Raw genomic sequence first — 18,415 nt, forward strand, 5'->3', positions numbered from 1 at the left:
GGATTTTTTTCAAATGCTATCATTTCGACGCAGGAGAAAGCTCTTAATACTCTTAACAACTTAATGAGAATCTTAATGGTCAAAACCTCTATTTTCAATCATTCACTCCTGAAAATTCTCCATAAAACACTCTCAGGTCATTCAATTCTCTTTTTCTAAAATAAAATAACAGCTTTATTATTTCTTATTTCTCAAAAGAAAACTTTTGGATATGGTAGAAAATAAAAAAGTACACTTTTAAAAAGTGTACTTTTCTTGGGTGAATGAGGGGTCTCGAACCCCCGACCTTCGGAACCACAATCCGACGCTCTAACCAACTGAGCTACAATCACCGTTTTGTGGTTGCAAATATAGGAAAGAATTTTTAATTACAAAACAATTCCGTCAAAATTTTTCAAAGCAATTAATCTCTCTGATGTAAAGCCCTCAGCGTAAGCGACTCCCGATAAACGCCCAAGATCCTGAGCTCTATAAGTTAAGCTCTCAAAGAAGTCCTTTGTAGCAATTGGAGTTACTGGTTCCGTAGAATTAGGGTCATAAAACTGAGTTTTGAATGCCATACAAGCTTCAATCTTTTTATCAAGATGTTCAGAGATATCAATAACGAATTCCGGCTGAATATGTTTCCATTGGATATAATGGAAAATTTGCTTTGGTCTCCATACCTCCTGGCTCTCCCCTCCTTCGACTGTTTCTATTTTTCTAAGCCCTGCTAAAAAGCACGCATCAGAAACTAATTTAGCGCCTTTTGCATGATCTGGATGCCTATCATCAATTGCATTAGCCAAAACGATTTCCGGGCGGTATTTGCGGATCATTTTTACGATCTTCATCTGGTACTCTTCAGAATTAACCAGAAAGCCATCTTTCATGCCCAGGTTCTCTCTTGCAGAAACCCCTAAAATCTTCGCAGAATCTCCTGCTTCAACTTTCCTGGTTTCATCAGTACCTCTTGTTCCTAATTCCCCTTTTGTAAGATCTACAATAACACATTTTTTACCTTCTGATACCATTTTGGCGATTGTACCGCCACAACCTAGTTCTACATCATCGGGATGTGCTCCAAAAGCAAGTATGTCTGTTTTCATGTGTTCTTTTTATTATTGAATTTGTCAGATGGAACGCCCAAAAATCATGCTCATATTTTCGAATTTTCAACTAAGGGCGTTTCACGTTTTCAAAGATAAGGCTTAAAATAAAAACTTCCCAAACATTACGAATGGGAAGTTTTAATATTTATAATTTAAATTTTAAATTATTTATTGATCTCTCCGTTAAGTTTAACAGCATCCTGATATGTTGGATCTAACTGAACAGATTTAGCAACATAATCTTTAGCCTTTGCAAGATCAGAATCTTTGCTCATGTAAGCCACAGCAAAATAAGCATAAGCTAAAGTTTGTTTGTTAGCCTCCATATCTGCTGGTTTTACAGTACTAATGAATTTCTCATAAGCAATCTTTGCAGCATCATTATTAGCAGCTTGTTGATAAGAATACCCTAAACTGTAATAAGCAGGTGCCCAGTCAGGAAGAAGAGTACTCATCTTCTGCCATGTAAGGATTGCTCCATTCCAGTTTTTAGCATCCTGATAAGCTGTTGCTAACTTAAATAATGAATCTGTATCTTGAGCATTAGCAGCTACTTTTTGCTTTAATCCTTCAATCGTAGGGTTAGTAGGTCCAGCATCAGCAGATCCTTGAGACGCACCTCCACCAGCAATTTTAGCCAGCTCCATATCCCACTTCATTGTTTCGTCTTTAGCAGCTTTAGCGATAGCAATTTTTTGCTGTGCTTCAGTTGTTAAAGCAGTTTTCTTAGCAGCATCTTTTTCATCTTTCGCTAATCCAGCTGCAATCAGACCCTGTAAACCTTGATCTGCAGGCTGTACTCTTGATTTTTCTGCTTGAGAAACGAAGCTATCCATATTTTGTTTAGCGTCTGCATATTTCCCTTCAGCGTATAATTGGTAAGCTCTTAATTTGAATTTAATAGGATCTTCAATCTTATCAAAAATCTTATCTAAAACCATTTTGGAATTAGTATAATCTTCATTGGTAAAATAAAGCTTAGAAATTTCTAATTGAGTATATGGATCTTCATCAGCATATTTCGTATAGTTGATCAAGTCCTGAGTCGCTTTTTCGTTTTGTTGATATTTAATATCATATGCAGCTAACGCTTTATAAGCAGGAGCATATGTTGCATCTACTCCAACTGCTTTATCAATATTTTCTTTAGCTAACTTCCATTGTTGTGCAGCCATCCATAAAGTACCCATTCTTGTGTAAACAGAAGCTTTATTTTTAGCAAGAGGCAAAGCTTTATCGTAAGCTGTCATTGCATCTCCCGGAATTTTCTTCAATCTATAAGCATCTCCAAGCGTATAATAGTAGTTTGCAGGAACCTCTTTTTTCTGAGCTCTTTCAATCGCTTTATTCAAGAATTGAATTGCTAAGTCTGGTGAGTTATTTTTCTCAAATAAAGTTAAAGCTTCAGCAGCTCTGAACAATACTTCAGCATCTTTTTCTCTTGAGTCACTTACAATTTTCTGGATTTCAGCTGTAGCAGCTTTATCTCCTTTTCCTAATTTTACAGCCGCCAAGCCAATCTTATTCAAATAGCTTTTGCTGTCTGCTGCAAGACCTTTATTAAAACTCTCAGTTGCTTTAGCAAAATCAGGTTCACCTTGTCTTAGAAAAGTATTTCCTAAGTAGAAATAATTTTCAGCAGTAGGTGCTTTAGAGATCATATCAGTGAAGTTAGTTTTTGCCTGAGCAAACTTATCACTATCGATGCTATTAATACCATCTTGCAATGTTTGTGCAAACGAAAAATTGGCAAAAAATACCACCGCTGCTCCAAAAGCAATCTTTTTTACATTCATAATCATTATATCTTTCATTTTATATTTCTAAATCGAGTTAAGACATACACAATTTTCAGACCAAAATAGTGTATTTATTTAGGGTAAACCATCAATTTAATATTTTTTAACGCATTTGCACTTCTCTTTTATAGATATTGTATGGTTGCAAACCTTCTTTTTGAACGATCATTTGCCCTAGTTGAGTACAAGAATATCTAATAAATCCATTGGCAATGTTAAAGTTTCCTTCATTTGTTAAAAAATACAAAATTCTTGTAAAAGGATATTTCATTTCTCTTAATCCAGAAATGTCAGGAGTGTACAATTTCCCTTTACTTTCAACAGGTAATATTTTAACCATATCTCTTAATTGTATAGAGACTTTATCATAGGGACGACTAAAAGTATTAAGTCCGATTACTCCAATTTTATCGGGATATTTATTCAATTGCTCTATAATATTTTCACTCCCTGGGATCACAGAAAACTTTAGATCTTTTGGTTGTTTTTTCAGTTTCTGAGCAACATAATTTAAGTTACTTGAATTCGCGCCGTCAAAAATAAATTGTTTATTCTCCGAAAGCAGACCATTTTGAATTTCATCCATTGATATACTAGTCCTGGAAGAGTTTTTAGGAACTATGAAAACAACTGCATCAGCAGCAAACCTTGCAGGTAAAAACTTAGATCCTACTTGTTCTTTATAAGCATTAAGTTCATCATTGCTAAGTTCCCTTGACATGACAGCAACTCTGGCTTTACCTTTCAATAAGTCTAAAAAACCGAGATCTTCTTTTTGGGTAACTACTTTTATATGTGCTTCAGGGTAATTAATCATATATCCGTCAGCTAATGCTTCTGTAACACTTTTAAAGGATTCGTCTGTAAGAATGGTAAGATCTCCTTTATAATAAGACGGAGATTTCTCTTCTTTTTTACAACTTATAGCAATAATACTTAAAACAAAAAGTACTATAACTTTCATACTATTCTTCATTTCCTGAATTTTTTATTCTTGAAACCGCTCTGTAAATTCTAAAGATTCCATACAAAATCATAACACCTCCGAGAGGGTACGCTACAGTAGGCTCTAAAATAATAAAGAAGAACTTGTAAAAAATAACTACAATTCCTAAAACGATATAAAACAATCCTGTAACTAAGGATAACCAATTGAACATCATGCGACAAAAATACCAAAAAAAATAAAAAGAGAAGCATATGCTTCTCTTTTTTAATTATTATTTAAAGATAAATATTATCCTTCAAAATTCATTGTCAATGGTAATCTGAAACGGTAACGTACAGATTGTCCATTAATCTTAGCAGGAGCCCATTTAGTCTTGATAGATTTAATAGTTCTTACTGCTTCAGCATTAAAGTCTGAACTCTTTCCACTCGCTTTAACGTCTGTAATACTTCCATCTCTTTCAACAACGAAAGTTACTTCAGCTTTTACAGTACCTTCATCACCGTTCATTGCAGATCCATCAAAGTTACTAGACACTTTATTTCTAAATGCGTTAATACCTCCTGGGAATTCCGCAGTTTGCTCTACTTCGGTATAAACCTGAGTATCACTCACCTGAGGCTTAACTTCAGCTGTTGAAGTCTTAGTTCCTGTAGATGGTGGTGGAGGTGGTGGAGTATAAGCCGGAGCTTTAACCCCCTCCTGATTTTGCAAACCAGTTGTTGTTTCTAATTGCTTAGAAATTGGTGGTGGTGGAGTTTCAATCTTTGGAGCCTTTACAGGTTCCGGAACCACGTTTTGAATTACCTCAATTTTTTCCTCTTTTGGAGGTGGAGGTGGTGGAGGTGGTTCTTCTTCTTTTGGCTGCTCGATAATTTTATCTTCCTGAAGAATTTCAACCAAATCAGCTTTTACTTCTTGCTTTTCTGGTTCAGTAAGTCTCTTAATCGTAAGATAAATAAAAGGAGACAAAGCCGCAACTAGGAATAATGCTGTTCCAACAATAAAAGATTTTGTCAGAAGTCTTGGATACTGATGTCTCAGATCATAAGCACCATATTCCTTGTTTCTATTTTCAAATACAATCTCGTCTAAAGTAAGATTCTGACCGTATACATTTTCATCTGCCATAGATTTTCAATTTTATGGTTAAATTACTTTGTAGCTGGTGTAGCCGCAGCTCCATTATTTCCAACTTTCTTGTTATACATAGCTGTTTCCCAAGACTTCAAATCGGTAACACCGTATTGTTCGCTTTTTGTAATAGCCATTTCATCAAGAATATCAACAAAGTTCTTATATACAGCGTCATCAGTCGGTTTGATAATTACAGTAAATTTAGTTTTATCTGCCGCATTTGCTTTTGCCTGCTCAATTACTTTTCTAACACCTTCTCTATCAAAAGAAGTCTCCATAAGATTTTGCTCAGTTAAAGATGTGTTATCTTGCTGATGCCAAAAAATCTTATTGTCTTTACCCAATAATAAGGTAATAGAGTTAGAAAGTTTAATTTCTGTTGGAGGTGGTTTTTTATCTTTTTCTTTCGGTTTTGCCGGAAGACCCAAATCCATAACGTTCGGTTTACTGAACGTGGTTGTGAACATAAAGAAGGTAATCAATAGAAAACCCAAGTCCACCATCGGAGTCATATCGACTCTGGTACTCTGCTTCTTGGAACGGACCTTGCCGCCCTTGGCGCCTTTTTCCTGTACTTGTACTTCTGCCATTTCTAATTGATATTAAGGTTTACCTTCTTGTGATGTGATCAACCAAAATTTAAGAAAATCGATATCTCTTAAACCTTCAAATAGGCTTTTAACTTTAGGGTATTGAGTGCTAACGTCTCCTTTAATCGCTAACTTGTATTGAGGATTTACGCTTAAACTCTGTTGTACCCAGTCTACTAACTGCTTATTTGTACTGTCCATAGGAATCCCTGTAGGACTCTTGAAACTCTTCTGCTCGTCATCTGACAAATCAAGATAGCTTTTAAGTTGGTTCATTGGAACCCCAATCGCTTGTACTTTTTGAAATGCAGCTTTTTCGTTGTTGTCAAAAGTAATACCATACTTCTGACCCATTTTATCTAAAAGCTGTAATCTCTCTGATGCATTCTCAACAGGTTGGAAATAAAACTTTCCTTCCGGAGTAGCGTTGATAGTCATTAAACTAGCATCAGGAAGTAACTTCTCTGATATTGAAGATGGCGGTTTAATCTGCTCCACGTCAGGTTTTTTAAACTGAGTGGTCAATATAAAGAATGTAAGTAGTAGGAACGCAACGTCACACATCGCGGTCATATCCGTCACTACTCCATGTCTTTTTGGTTTGACTCTCGCCATTATTTTTATTATTTTTAATTAAACTTCTTTTATTGCTAATGCAAATTTCTTGCTAAAAATTCTTAGTTGAATTCAGCGAAAGATTGTTGGATACTCATAGCGATCTCATCGATCTTGTAAGTTAATCCATCAATTTTAGAAGTAAAGAAGTTATAAAGGATAATAGCGATAGCTGAAGTACCAATACCTAAAGCTGTGTTGATCAATGCTTCAGAGATACCTGTAGAAAGTGCAGCAGCATCTGGAGTACCACCACCTGAACCTAATGCGAAGAATGCTTTGATCATCCCGATTACAGTTCCTAAAAGTGCTACTAACGTTGCAACTGTACCTAAAGTAGAAAGAATCATCATGTTCTTTTCTAACATTGGCATTTCAAGAGTTGTAGCCTCTTCAATAGCTTTGTTAAGAGCTACCATTTTTTGCTCTTTGTTTAAAGTCGTATCATGAGATAAAGCTTTGTAAGTCGTAAGACCTTCCTTCACTACATTACCTACAGATCCTTGTTGTCTGTCGCACTCTTCTAAAGCTTCATCAATTTTGTTTTGATTTAATAAACTTCTTACTTGAACTACGAAGCTATCTAAATTTCCTTTTCCAGCTGCTTTTCCAAGAACGAAATATCTTTCAAAAGAGAAAACGATTACAGTGATCATGAAAGTAATCAAGATTGGTACGATAACCCCTCCTTTGTAGATAATACCTAAAAACGACTCTGGGTGAATGTCTTTTCCTTCAACACTTGAAAAAGCTACAGAACCACTACCTAGTTTATCTGCATCTTTGAAGTTACCAGGACTCCCTAGCACGAATAAATAAATACAAACTCCTATAACGAATAAAATAGGAATAATAATAGCCGGGTTTAAACCTCCTGCTTTTCTAGCAATTACTTGCTCATCATTTTTTGAAACATTCATTTCCATATTTAACTAAATTATATTGTTTTAAAATTTTACAGGTTGTAAATTAAAGGCAAAATTAATTAAAATACAAGAGTCTTAAATAAACATTTTGCATTTTTTTGATAATGAAATATTATTACGATTTCGATATTTCAATTATTCTCTTTTTTTTTAATGATATTTCTCAGTATTTAAAAATACTTTAAAAATTTCAAAAAATTAGGCCATCATTTTTTTTAATTTGCCAATGTTAATTTTTTTTTAAATTACAATATTCACAATTCTGTGAGGAACAACAATGATTTTTTTAGGGGTTTTTCCTTCTAAAATCTGTTGCATCTTAGGATCAGAAATCACCAAATCTTCCACCTCCTTAGGTGATAATTGAGCAGATAGGGATAATTTGAACCTCATTTTACCATTTACACTTACCGGATATTCAATTTCATCTTCTATTAAAAACGCTTCTACCAGCTCAGGGAACTTTTCAAACTCTATAGAAGTGTCATGTCCTAACAAACTCCACAGCTCTTCGCAGATATGGGGTGCATAAGGAGAAATGATAACGGCTAATGGTTCAAGAATATTGCGTTTGTTACATTTTATTTTTTGCAGCTCATTTACAGCAATCATAAATGAAGATACAGAAGTATTAAAAGAGAAGTTTTCAATATCAAAAACCACCTTCTTTATTAGGGTATGTAAAACTTTATATTCTGCTTTTGTCGGTTCTTCATCAGAAACTTCAAATACATCACCATTAAAATATAGATTCCAGAATTTTTTAAGGAAACCATATACTCCACTTAGCCCTTGGGTATTCCATGGCTTTGATTGTTCCAATGGTCCTAAGAACATTTCATATAATCTTAAACCATCTGCTCCATATTCTTCACAGATGTCATCTGGATTCACCACATTATATTTAGACTTCGACATTTTTTCTACTTCACGGTCTGTGATGTATTTTCCGTCTTCTAAAATAAATTCTGCATCAGTGTAGTCTGGTCTCCACTGTTTGAATGCTTCAGTATCCAATTCGTCTGATGTTCCTTTTAATAAGGATACATCAACATGGATTTTCTGAGTCTTATATTGATTAGCTAAAGCCTTAGAAACATATTGATTGGTCCCTTCTACTCTATATACAAATGCACTCATTCCTAAAATCATCCCTTGGTTGATCAGTTTCTGGAAAGGTTCATCCTGATTAATATATCCTCTATCTTTTAAGAACATATTCCAGAAACGGGAATACAATAAGTGTCCGGTTGCATGTTCGCTTCCTCCTATATATAGATCTACCTGTCCCCAATAATCACTTAATTCTTTTTTAGCAAAACCTTCTTCATTATGAGGATCCATATATCTAAGGAAGTACCATGAGCTTCCAGCCCAGCCTGGCATTGTAGACAACTCTAATGGAAACACAGTGACCTCATCAATCAGATCAGTAGCTACAACTTTCTGATTAGCTTCATCCCATGCAAAAGATTTTGCATTTCCTAATGGCGGATCTCCATCTTCTGTTGGTAAATATTTTTCAACTTCAGGAAGTTCTAATGGCAATGAAGAAGCAGGCAATGTATATGGCATCCCATCCTTATAATATATAGGAACGGGTTCACCCCAATAACGTTGTCTTGAGAATATAGCATCACGTTGTCTGTAATTCGTTGTTCCATGTCCAATGTGACGATTTTCAATTTCAGCAATCATCTTTGCTTTTGCCTCATCATAAGATAATCCGTTTAGGAAATCTGAATTGACACAAACGCTGGTCTTAGAATCAAAAGATTTCTCCTGAACATCTTCATCTGTTTCAACAACCTTTTTGATTTCTAAATTAAATTTCTTTGCAAACCTATGATCACGTTCATCGTGAGCAGGTACTGCCATAACAGCTCCTGTACCATAGCCCATCAATACATAATCTGAAATATAGATTGGCATCTTTTCATTACTGAACGGATTAACCGCATAACTTCCTGTGAAAGCACCACTCACGTTTTTCACGTCAGACATTCTGTCTCTCTCAGTCTTTTTAGAGGTTTCTTCAATATATGTATCTACTTCAACTTTTTGATCTGCTGTAGTAATTGCATCTACTAAAGGATTCTCAGGAGCCAGCACCATAAATGTTGCTCCAAAAATGGTATCAGGTCTCGTTGTGAAGACCTCAATAATTTCGTTATGATTTTCTACATTGAATTGTACCTGCGCACCCTGAGACTTTCCAATCCAATATTCCTGGGAGTCTTTCAAAGGTTGTGGCCAGTCCAGGGTATTTAATCCCTGAAGCAATCTTTCAGAGTATGCAGAAATCCTCATACTCCATTGCATCATTTTTTTCTGATATACAGGGAAGCCTCCTCTTTCGGATTTACCATCTTTCACCTCATCGTTAGCTAATACTGTCCCCAAAGCCGGACACCAGTTTACGGTCGTTTCTGCTCTGTAAGCCAAACGGTAATTCAATAAGATATCTTCTTTATCTAAGTCAGAAGCATTTTTCCATTCTTCTGCTGTAAAATCTAATTCTTCATTTTGGTTAGCATTTAACCCTTGTGTTCCTTTTTCTTCAAAATGTTGAATTAAAGTTTCGATAGATTCAGCTTTATCCGTACTCTTATTATACCATGAGTGAAACAACTGGATAAATATCCATTGTGTCCACTTATAATAAGAAGCATCAGAAGTTCTCACTTCTCTGCTCCAGTCAAATGAAAAACCAATTTTTCTTAATTGCTCCTCGTATCTTGTGATATTCTGTTCAGTAGTAATAGCAGGATGCTGACCTGTCTGAATAGCATATTGCTCAGCAGGAAGTCCAAAACTATCGTAACCGACTGGATGAAGCACATTAAATCCTTGATGCCTTTTATACCTTGCATAAATATCAGATGCAATATATCCTAGCGGGTGTCCGACATGAAGTCCTGCCCCTGATGGATAAGGAAACATATCGAGAACATAAAATTTTGGTTTATCTGTTGTATCGAAAGTCTTGTAGGTTTGTTTTTCCTCCCAGTATTTCTGCCACTTTTTTTCTATCTGCTGATGATCGTAAAACACTTTATGTATAAATTTTATTTAAAATTATTTTCAAAAAATTTGAAGAATTACAAAAATAAAGATTTTAAAAGAAATAGAACTTTAATTTTTAATTAATTAGTGTAATGCATCTTAATAAAAAGATCTCATCTGAAGATGAGATCTTTTTATCTTATATATACCTTATATATTATTGAGGAATTCTCTTGAATGTATAAGTCTTAGTTTTATACTGATTAGGATCTGTTGTATCTTCAATCATAAGGTTAAGTGTACTTTCATTGAGCTTGGTTACTTTCCCTTTATCCGGAACTACGGTACCCTGATACTTAATTTCTATCCTGTTATCACTTGTACTGTAAGTATACGTGAAATTTCTATCAGAAACTGTACTACATATTGCTGGTGTTCCTATTTCATCTTTATCAGTTCTTTTTCCGGTGTTACCTTCATTGAACAACCATCTTGAATCTTTCTGGCAAGTAGTATAGGTAATTTCATCAGACACTCCGGCTCCGTTTGTAGGAACAGTTGTGATTACTTCTTTTACAGGCTGCCAAAGTCCGTTAAGAGGAAATAACTGTTGAGGATCGTCATCTTTACACCCTGTCGCTGCTAATAATGATAAACCTGCAAATAGTAATGCTAATTTCTTCATATATCAAATTTTTCAAGGCCTAAAATTATGATTTTTTTTAAATACTCTGTTATTTTTTTTAGGTTTTGCAATTATAATTTTCATTTTCTTAAAATTCCTTCAATAAAACAGATATTTTAAAACCTTATATTTGCATAAAAACACGTATGCCCCAAGTTTCCATAATCACTCCATGCTATAATTCTGCCAGGTTTTTGGAAGAGACTATACAATCTGTAATGAACCAGACTTTTACGGATTGGGAATGGTTAATTACGGATGACAAGTCCACAGATGATTCCGTGGAAATTATTCAAAAGATCAATGATCCAAGAATAAAGCTATCTGTCGCGGAGAAAAATGGAGGTGCAGGACATGCAAGAAACCTTTCTTTGGAAAAAGCTACGGGCAGATATATTACTTTTTTGGATGCTGATGATTTTTGGGAGCCTGATTTCCTGGAGGAAATGGTTAGTTTCATGAAGCAGGAAAACGCAGAGATTGCCTATTCGAATTATGCAAGATGTGATGAACAGCTTGTTCCACAAATAGAAGATTTTAAAGCAGATAAAGAGGTAACATTTGACAATCTATTAAAAACATGTCGCCTGTCTTTACTTTCTTCAATGTATGATTCTCAGAGAGTAGGAAAAGAATATTTTCCAGAGGGCAGCAAACGTGAGGACCACGTTATGTGGTTGAATTTACTTAAGAAAATCCCAATAGGAAAACCACTTCCTAAAACAATGGCAAAATACAGAATGCACTCCACGAGCGTTTCGAGAAAGAAACAACATATTGTAAAGGACCAATACTTGGTTTACAAGGATTTTATGAAATTTTCTACATTAAAGTCATTATATTATACCGCTAACTGGGCGCTAAACGGATTTATGAAATATTCTAAAATTTTCAACTAATGGAGTACTCAAAGGAATTCAAAGCTGCTCTTAGTAATTTTTCTTCTATAGAAAAGGATCGCTTAATTTTCAGACTGCTTAAAAAAGATAAGCTTCTTTCTAAAAAACTTTATTTTGAACTTATTGACACTGAGACAACAGATCAGAAAAGGACACAGATGGAAGAAATCATCGAAGAAAAAGTTCTTTTTGCTGCTAAGTATTTAAGCAACCCAAAATATTTCCTGGTGCTTATCCGAAAAATAAGTGCTGAAATTACAGAACATATAAAAGTTACTACTGATAAATTTGGAGAGGTATCGCTTCATCTTTTCCTGGTCAATAAAATTTTAGATCATAATGACAAACTTGGACATCAGCGATTTGATAATATCTACAAGCTTTACCTTTATTTGATCAACAAAATAATAAAAGCTTTACTTACTGTAAAAAAACTTGACGAAGACTACTGGATTGAATTCGATGAATCGTTAGAAGAGTTAGAAAACAAGATCCTAAACAACCGCTATCTTCAGAAGCTATGCATCAATAACAGCTTTGATCTCAACTGGCTGAAATCTGATAAAATTCCTGATAACCTTGATTTGATTATAAAAGAAATAAAAGCTCAGGGATTTTTAAAATGATGTGATTTTCTCTACAATAAGCGTTGAAGAATCTGGCTTATCATCAACAAAGTGCCTGGCATTTTCAGACATCTCTGCAATTTCTTCATCATTATTAGTAAGGAAAAGGATAAAATCTGCTGCTAAATATTCGGTTTCAAAAGATTTCCCTCCATTTACAGAAATCAATTCATCTGCTTCGGGATTTTTCCTGTAATGGTTTCCAAAAATAACGGGTGTTGCAAAAGTAGCTGCTTCGAGGATATTATGAAGTCCGGCATCATGAAATCCTCCACCAACTACAGCTATATCTGCATAAGAATATAATTTTGACAGCAATCCTATACTATCAATAATTAAGAGTTGTGAATTGAAATTAATAGGTTGTAAATCTTTTAACTTACTATATACCAATGCATCCGGAAATGCCTCTTTTAAATATTGAACTCTTTTTAAATCATGTGGAGCAATAATAATCTTTATACTCTGATTCATAGCAGCGATCAATTTTGCAATTTTCTCTTCAGCTTGCCATGAACTCCCAAAAACAATGGATTTCTCTACTCCAATAAACTCCTTGATATATTCTACGTGATGATTCCTGTTCCGCAATTGCTTTACTCTATCAAATCTTGTATCTCCTGTTATGGAAGATTTTACAAGCCCCACGCTTTTGGCTAATGCATATGAAAATTCTGTCTGATGAAAAAACCAATCAACATTTTTTTGCAATTGCTTAACAAACCATTTCCCATAGGATGTAAAGAAGGACTGTCTTTCATAGAACAATGCCGAGATCACATAAATTTTAGCATTTCTATTCTTTAGTTCCGCTAAAAGATTATACCAGTAATCATATTTAACAGTAAAAAAAATTTCAGTGGTAAATTGGGCTATAAACTCCTGTAACGTTTTCTTTTTATCAAAGGGAAGATAACAGATAACATCAGCAATATGTTCCTTTTTAATAACATTTTCATAACCAGAAGGTGAAAAAAAAGTGATCAGAATTTTATGTTGAGGAAATTTATCTTTTAGTTTTTCTAAAACAGGAAGCCCTTGCTCATACTCGCCCAAACTTGCAGCATGCATCCAAATAATTTTATCTGCTGATGAAAATGATGATTTTACCCGAGATAAAGACTCTTTCCTACCTTCAACTCCTTTTTTAGTTTTCTCATTAAACAAAGAAAAAACCTTCATTCCAAAAATGAGAAGATTAATAAATATGTTATAAATAAAGGCCATCATTTGCTTTCAATTTCAATTCGGTCATTATTGGTTGTCGGACTGGATATTACTAGGAACTCAAGTTCCTCACCAGAATCATTGCATATATAATGTTGAACCGTTGGTAGAATAGAAATACTCTCCCCTGCCCTTACTGAAACACTTTGATTATTTATCATGAATAAGGCTTCACCTTTTAATATATAAAAGAATTGATTGGCAACGTTATGGAAATGTAACTTCTCAGATGTCCCAGGGGGCATTTTTTCCTGTTTGACGGAAAGTCCGGGAGTATCTTGTAAAACCCAGCTATCACATTGATCACCCCAAATGTAATGTTGGGAATTATCTTTTGATTGGATCATTCTTTCCTTTTTTAAACATGATAAATATGTTCGTCCCTATTACAGCAAACAATAATCCTAAAAGAACAAAAAACAAATTTCCCAATGTATTTGTCTTTCCTTCAGCTACTGATATCGATTCTAAAAGAGTATATCCAAATAATAAAAGCAAAGGAAGTAAAACACTATATGCAAACAGTTCTAACGATTTTTTATTTCGAAAACTATCCGGAACATTGAGCATTGGAGAATTAGGATTTCTCGTAACAGCAAAAAGAATAAAAAACAGGAATGTTGCAATGGAAGGCAAAAACCAGATTGTTCTTTTATGGTCATAACCATCTGCTGGTCCATTGACAACAAAATGCGTAGGAACAATTTCAGGCAACCCTGCATATTTCCATCCGGTAAAAATCCAGATTGAAATAAGCAGAAAAATATTTACAACCAACAGTCCTTTAGCAACCATCTTAATGATTATTACAATACGTTTTTAATAACTCTCAATTTATGAGTATGGCTATTCATTTCTTTATTGAAAATGCCTGTGGAATCAAGAGTATCAATCCTTACTTTCCCTGAAGCATGGATGATTTTCTGATTTTCCAACATGATCCCGACATGGATAATTTTCCCTTCCGGGTTTTCAAAGAATGCTAAATCTCCGGGCTGACTTTCTTCAACAAAAGTTAATGGCTCTCCAATTTCCGCCTGTTGGTAGGTATCTCTTGGTAATTTTATATCATGAATTTTATAGACTAGTTGAGTAAAACCAGAGCAATCCACAGCAAAGAAACTTTTCCCTCCCCACAAATAAGGAACATTCAGAAACTCTTTTGCTGTTAAAGCAATACTCTCGCGTATATCATGACTTCTTCTTGATGCTACAGCAGGAAACTCCACCTCTGAGCCTATGGAAAGCAATGTCTTCCCATCATTCGTCAGTACCGAAGAAAAATCCTCAGTAATCAAAGTCACTTTTCTCTTGGCGAGGTCTTCATCTGAAACAGGCTTTATTTGCTTAGTATCCATCCACCCTTCATATCCATCATAATGCATTTTTATTTTGGTCCAGTTTTTCTCTACTTCCAAAATATCTGCACTTTCACCAAACAATATCTCTGTTACAATTTCCGCTTTATCCGAGTTTTCTGCACGAACAGGAGCTACAGTAACAATACAAATTCCTTTATTCATTAATTTTTATATTAAATGATTAAAAAATTTAAAGATTAAAAATTAACCTTCAAAATATTCTAATTACTTCCTGCGAAGGAAATTTACTCCGTCACGCAAAGGTAAAATAAGATTTTCAAAATCATCATCTTTTGCAATCAAATCATTCAATTCCTTTATTACCTGTGTTGAACTTTGCTTAGGGTTTTCTTCCAGAACTTTTCCATACCAGAGAACATTATCGAACAACACAACAGAACCTGATTTTGTATGGGGTTTAATTAATCTAAAATATTCCGCATAATTATCTTTATCAGCATCAATGAACACCAAATCGAAAACGTCATTCGTATCTTTTAGAAATTCTTTAGCGTCCTGAAGTTTAAAGTGAATCTGATGAGAGTATTCACTTTCCAAAAAATATTTTTGTGGAAGATAAGCCAGATCTTCATTGACATCTAAAGTGGTTATCTTTCCTTCCTTTGAAAGCCCTGTTGCTAAACAAAGTGTAGCATATCCCGTAAAAGTCCCTATTTCAAGAACATTTTTTGGTTGCAACATTTGTGAAATGATCGTCAGAAGTCTCCCTTGCTGATAGCCAGAAATCATGTGTGGCTGTGTCGTTTTCTGGAAAGTTTCTTTTCTTAATTTTTTTAAAATTTCAGGCTCGGAAGAAGCGTGTGTTTCTAAATACCTGTCCATCTCAGGGTTCTTTTCTTCAAAAAAACTCATGTTACCAATTTTTGTTATTCAAATTTAACCAAATAAAAGATAAAACCCACGCATTATCCACAAAAGATAAAAATTAAAAAGGGGGAAATCACGCTGCAAAATACCGTAAAAATACGGTGCCTGTCCAGATAACACTTTGGTACCTTTGCTAGATAGTAAAGACACCTAATTATTATTATATATCATGGAAACAGAAGTAAGTAAAACCAGACAAAAGAGAAAAGTTACAGGATCTCTAGAAAATGTACCTTCTTCTGAGAAAAAGACACGCAAATTATCCGATTCATTTATTAAGCGAATTATTTCATTATTAGAAAGAGAAGAAGTAGTTTGATTAAAAGAATAAATCCCGAAGAAATTCGGGATTTATTTATTATATAAGTTGTTTGAAATATTATTTCTTAGGAGCAATATCCATTAACTTCATAAACTCGTCCAGTTTAGGCATAATGATAATTTCCGTTCTTCTGTTTTCTGCTCTTCCTGAAACACTCATGTTTGTTGCTTTAGGATTGTACTCTGAACGTCCACCCGCAGTAATTCTTGAAGGATCTACTCCAAACTGAGTTTGTAGTATTTTCGCAACAGCTGTACCTCTCAATGCAGAAAGATCCCAGTTATCTCTTGGCAAATTAGCTGAACTTAAAGGAGCATTATCTGTATTACCTTCGATCAGTACTGAATATTTATCGTAATCGTTAATTACTTTCGCTACTTTTCCTAACACTTCCTGAGCAGCAGGTAAGATATTGTAGTCACCTGTTTTATACAACATTTTATCTGAAAGAGAAATCATTACAACACCTTTCAACACTTTTACCTGAACATCATCATCAGTTACATTATCCAAAGATCTTTTCAGTTTATTTGATAACGCTAAATTAAGACTGTCATTTTTAGCATTGTTTGAAATCAATTGCTTGATATAAGAATTTGAAGCATTAATCTCTCCTACTAATTTATCAATATTTGCAGAGCTTTTCCCTGTATTAGATAAACAAGCATCCAAAGATGACTTCAAAGCATCATGCTGGCTTTTTAGTAAACTATTTTCACCTGATAATGCAGAATTTTGAGATTTCAGATCCTGAATTTCTCTTTGTCTTTCGCCAATATTTTCAATACATTGTTTGTAGTTAGAACTCAATGCATCGTACTGCTTTTTGCTGACACAAGATGTCATTCCCAACGCCATTGCAGAAACTGCTAAAATTTTTAATATCTTCATAAATAATCTTTTTTAGACGGATCAAAGTTAGAAAATTCAATTGAATTATATGAATTATCTTTGCACAAAAGAAATTCTCAACATCTATGTTGAAAAAATTAAGTATTAAAGATCAGCTGGAAAACCTCGTTAACTCACCCGAAAAACACACCTATCTTTTAGCGGTAAGTGGCGGTGCTGATTCTATGGTTTTAGCCTTCCTGTTTCAAAGTGTAGGGCTGAATTTCCAGATCGCACACATCAATTATAAACTGCGGGGAAAGGACTCTGATGCTGATCAAAAAGTAGTGCAGGATTTTTGTGAGAAAAATCATATTAAATTTCATTTATATGAGGTTTCAGAAAAAGATAACAAACCTGAAAACTCCATTCAGCTTTGGGCAAGAGAAATCAGATATCAATTCTTTAAAAATATTCAAAAGAAAGAAAATCTCGAGTATCTGGTAACAGCTCATCATTTGAATGATCAATTGGAAACCTTCCTCATCCATCTATCAAAAGCATCCGGAATTAAAGGTCTTAGCGGTATCCCTGCCAATGAAAATAAAATTCTGCGCCCACTTTTGCAATATTCAAAAGAACACATTTATAATTTCGCTAAGGAACACAACATTGAATACAGGGAAGACAGTTCCAATAAAAAAAGCGATTATCTGCGAAATAAAATAAGAAATGAAATCGTTCCCAAATTATTGGAAACAAATGATCATTTTTTGGAAAATTTCAAAAAGACATCTTCTTACCTCAATCAAACTAAGGATTTTGTTCAGAAACAAATTCAGGAGATAGAAAACAACCTTTCTACGTTTAACCTGGAAAAGATAATTCTATCAAAGGAAAAGCTAAACAAAGAGAGCGATTTTGTAAAGTTTGAAATTCTAAAAAAATACGGTTTCAATAAAGAGGAAGAAATAAAAAAAATTTTCATTGCTGAAACCGGAAGTTCTTTTTTTTCAACCGAATACCAACTGATCATTAATAGGGATGAATTGATTATCATCAATAACATCTCTGAAAATGAGAGTGAGGAAAATATTATTTTAATTGAGAAATTCGATTTCAATACTGAATCTATCGAGATCAACATAGGAAATTTCATTCAATTGGATGATGAACATAAGAGAAGCTTTACTTGGAATTTTGATATGGAAAAAATTCAGCTTCCTTTGATCTTGAGAAAAAAACAAGAAGGCGATTTATTTTATCCATTAAGCTTTTCAGGAAAAAAGAAAGTTTCTAAGTTTTTTAAGGATGAAAAATTATCTATTTTAGCAAAGCAAAAAATTTGGGTATTAGCAGACGGCAATGAAAATGTATTAGGTGTTATTCCTTACAGGCAAGACAGAAGATTTGTATGTACTGAAAAAACAAAATATACCCTGAACCTTTTTAACTAAAAGTAA

General features: G+C 34.1%; 19 protein-coding genes and 1 tRNA gene. 3 read left to right on the forward strand and 17 right to left on the reverse strand.

What is annotated here, in order from left to right; translation table 11 throughout:
- Window positions 1-257 precede the first annotated feature (257 nt).
- From JHL15_RS20545 to JHL15_RS20595, 11 genes are all read right to left on the reverse strand, one after another.
- A tRNA-His gene (locus JHL15_RS20545) sits at window positions 258-333 on the reverse strand.
- Window positions 334-368: 35 nt separating this feature from the next.
- Complete coding sequence (gene bshB1 / locus JHL15_RS20550) at window positions 369-1,088, reverse strand: bacillithiol biosynthesis deacetylase BshB1 (protein ID WP_200248911.1); 720 nt, start codon at window positions 1,086-1,088, stop codon at window positions 369-371.
- Window positions 1,089-1,255: 167 nt separating this feature from the next.
- The gene (locus tag JHL15_RS20555; protein ID WP_200248913.1) at window positions 1,256-2,905 is read right to left on the reverse strand and encodes a tetratricopeptide repeat protein; all 1,650 of its coding nucleotides are present in this window, start codon (window positions 2,903-2,905) and stop codon (window positions 1,256-1,258) included.
- Between the two features lie 88 nt (window positions 2,906-2,993).
- Window positions 2,994-3,866 carry a PstS family phosphate ABC transporter substrate-binding protein gene (locus JHL15_RS20560; protein WP_200248916.1) on the reverse strand — a complete coding sequence of 291 codons (873 nt, stop codon included), beginning with the start codon at window positions 3,864-3,866 and terminating at the stop codon, window positions 2,994-2,996.
- Entirely contained in the window at window positions 3,856-4,053 is a 198-nt protein-coding gene (locus tag JHL15_RS20565; RefSeq protein WP_373428030.1) for a DUF308 domain-containing protein, read from the reverse strand. Before JHL15_RS20565 ends, JHL15_RS20560 begins: the two co-directional genes overlap by 11 nt.
- A 74-nt stretch (window positions 4,054-4,127) precedes the next feature.
- A complete protein-coding gene (locus JHL15_RS20570) occupies window positions 4,128-4,970 on the reverse strand; it encodes an energy transducer TonB (RefSeq protein WP_200248919.1) in 843 nt (280 codons plus the stop codon).
- A gap of 23 nt (window positions 4,971-4,993) precedes the next feature.
- Entirely contained in the window at window positions 4,994-5,566 is a 573-nt protein-coding gene (locus JHL15_RS20575; RefSeq protein WP_200248921.1) for a biopolymer transporter ExbD, read from the reverse strand.
- 12 nt (window positions 5,567-5,578) lie between these two features.
- The gene (locus JHL15_RS20580) at window positions 5,579-6,181 is read right to left on the reverse strand and encodes an ExbD/TolR family protein (RefSeq protein ID WP_200248924.1); all 603 of its coding nucleotides are present in this window, start codon (window positions 6,179-6,181) and stop codon (window positions 5,579-5,581) included.
- Between the two features lie 62 nt (window positions 6,182-6,243).
- Window positions 6,244-7,107, reverse strand: a complete 864-nt coding sequence (locus tag JHL15_RS20585) for a MotA/TolQ/ExbB proton channel family protein (protein WP_172280800.1) — start codon at window positions 7,105-7,107, stop codon at window positions 6,244-6,246.
- A 240-nt stretch (window positions 7,108-7,347) separates the two neighbouring features.
- Window positions 7,348-10,161 carry a leucine--tRNA ligase gene (leuS, locus tag JHL15_RS20590; RefSeq protein ID WP_200248927.1) on the reverse strand — a complete coding sequence of 938 codons (2,814 nt, stop codon included), beginning with the start codon at window positions 10,159-10,161 and terminating at the stop codon, window positions 7,348-7,350.
- A 169-nt stretch (window positions 10,162-10,330) separates the two neighbouring features.
- Complete coding sequence (locus JHL15_RS20595; protein WP_200248929.1) at window positions 10,331-10,798, reverse strand: lipocalin-like domain-containing protein; 468 nt, start codon at window positions 10,796-10,798, stop codon at window positions 10,331-10,333.
- 146 nt (window positions 10,799-10,944) lie between these two features.
- Here JHL15_RS20595 and JHL15_RS20600 point away from each other — a divergent pair, with 146 nt between their 5' ends.
- Window positions 10,945-11,697 (forward strand): glycosyltransferase family 2 protein, encoded by a 753-nt coding sequence (locus tag JHL15_RS20600; RefSeq protein ID WP_200248932.1) that lies wholly within the window; start codon window positions 10,945-10,947, stop codon window positions 11,695-11,697.
- Window positions 11,697-12,323, forward strand: a complete 627-nt coding sequence (locus tag JHL15_RS20605; protein WP_200248935.1) for a deoxyuridine 5'-triphosphate nucleotidohydrolase — start codon at window positions 11,697-11,699, stop codon at window positions 12,321-12,323. The genes JHL15_RS20600 and JHL15_RS20605 overlap by 1 nt, the downstream gene beginning before the upstream one ends.
- On the opposite strand, the gene JHL15_RS20610 is transcribed toward JHL15_RS20605, so the two are convergent.
- The 6 genes from JHL15_RS20610 to JHL15_RS20635 all read right to left on the reverse strand — a co-directional run bounded on the left by JHL15_RS20610 (window position 12,315) and on the right by JHL15_RS20635 (window position 17,012).
- Window positions 12,315-13,550, reverse strand: a complete 1,236-nt coding sequence (locus tag JHL15_RS20610) for a 3-deoxy-D-manno-octulosonic acid transferase (RefSeq protein ID WP_200249229.1) — start codon at window positions 13,548-13,550, stop codon at window positions 12,315-12,317. The genes JHL15_RS20605 and JHL15_RS20610 overlap by 9 nt on opposite strands.
- Window positions 13,550-13,897 (reverse strand): cupin domain-containing protein, encoded by a 348-nt coding sequence (locus tag JHL15_RS20615; protein WP_200248938.1) that lies wholly within the window; start codon window positions 13,895-13,897, stop codon window positions 13,550-13,552. Before JHL15_RS20615 ends, JHL15_RS20610 begins: the two co-directional genes overlap by 1 nt.
- Window positions 13,878-14,345 carry a DUF1648 domain-containing protein gene (locus JHL15_RS20620; RefSeq protein ID WP_200248941.1) on the reverse strand — a complete coding sequence of 156 codons (468 nt, stop codon included), beginning with the start codon at window positions 14,343-14,345 and terminating at the stop codon, window positions 13,878-13,880. Before JHL15_RS20620 ends, JHL15_RS20615 begins: the two co-directional genes overlap by 20 nt.
- Window positions 14,346-14,356: 11 nt before the next feature.
- Window positions 14,357-15,073 (reverse strand): C40 family peptidase, encoded by a 717-nt coding sequence (locus JHL15_RS20625; RefSeq protein WP_200248946.1) that lies wholly within the window; start codon window positions 15,071-15,073, stop codon window positions 14,357-14,359.
- A gap of 63 nt (window positions 15,074-15,136) precedes the next feature.
- The gene (locus JHL15_RS20630; RefSeq protein ID WP_200248949.1) at window positions 15,137-15,784 is read right to left on the reverse strand and encodes an O-methyltransferase; all 648 of its coding nucleotides are present in this window, start codon (window positions 15,782-15,784) and stop codon (window positions 15,137-15,139) included.
- 394 nt (window positions 15,785-16,178) lie between these two features.
- Window positions 16,179-17,012, reverse strand: coding sequence for an OmpA family protein (locus tag JHL15_RS20635; RefSeq protein ID WP_200248951.1), 834 nt, complete (start codon window positions 17,010-17,012; stop codon window positions 16,179-16,181).
- A gap of 86 nt (window positions 17,013-17,098) precedes the next feature.
- On the opposite strand from JHL15_RS20635, the gene tilS reads away from it, so the two are divergent.
- Window positions 17,099-18,409: a tRNA lysidine(34) synthetase TilS gene (gene tilS, locus JHL15_RS20640; RefSeq protein ID WP_200248954.1), complete on the forward strand. Its 1,311-nt coding sequence runs from the start codon at window positions 17,099-17,101 to the stop codon at window positions 18,407-18,409.
- Window positions 18,410-18,415: the final 6 nt, after the last annotated feature.

The sequence above is a fragment of the Chryseobacterium paridis genome (assembly GCF_016595215.1).
GTDB lineage: Bacteria > Bacteroidota > Bacteroidia > Flavobacteriales > Weeksellaceae > Chryseobacterium > Chryseobacterium paridis.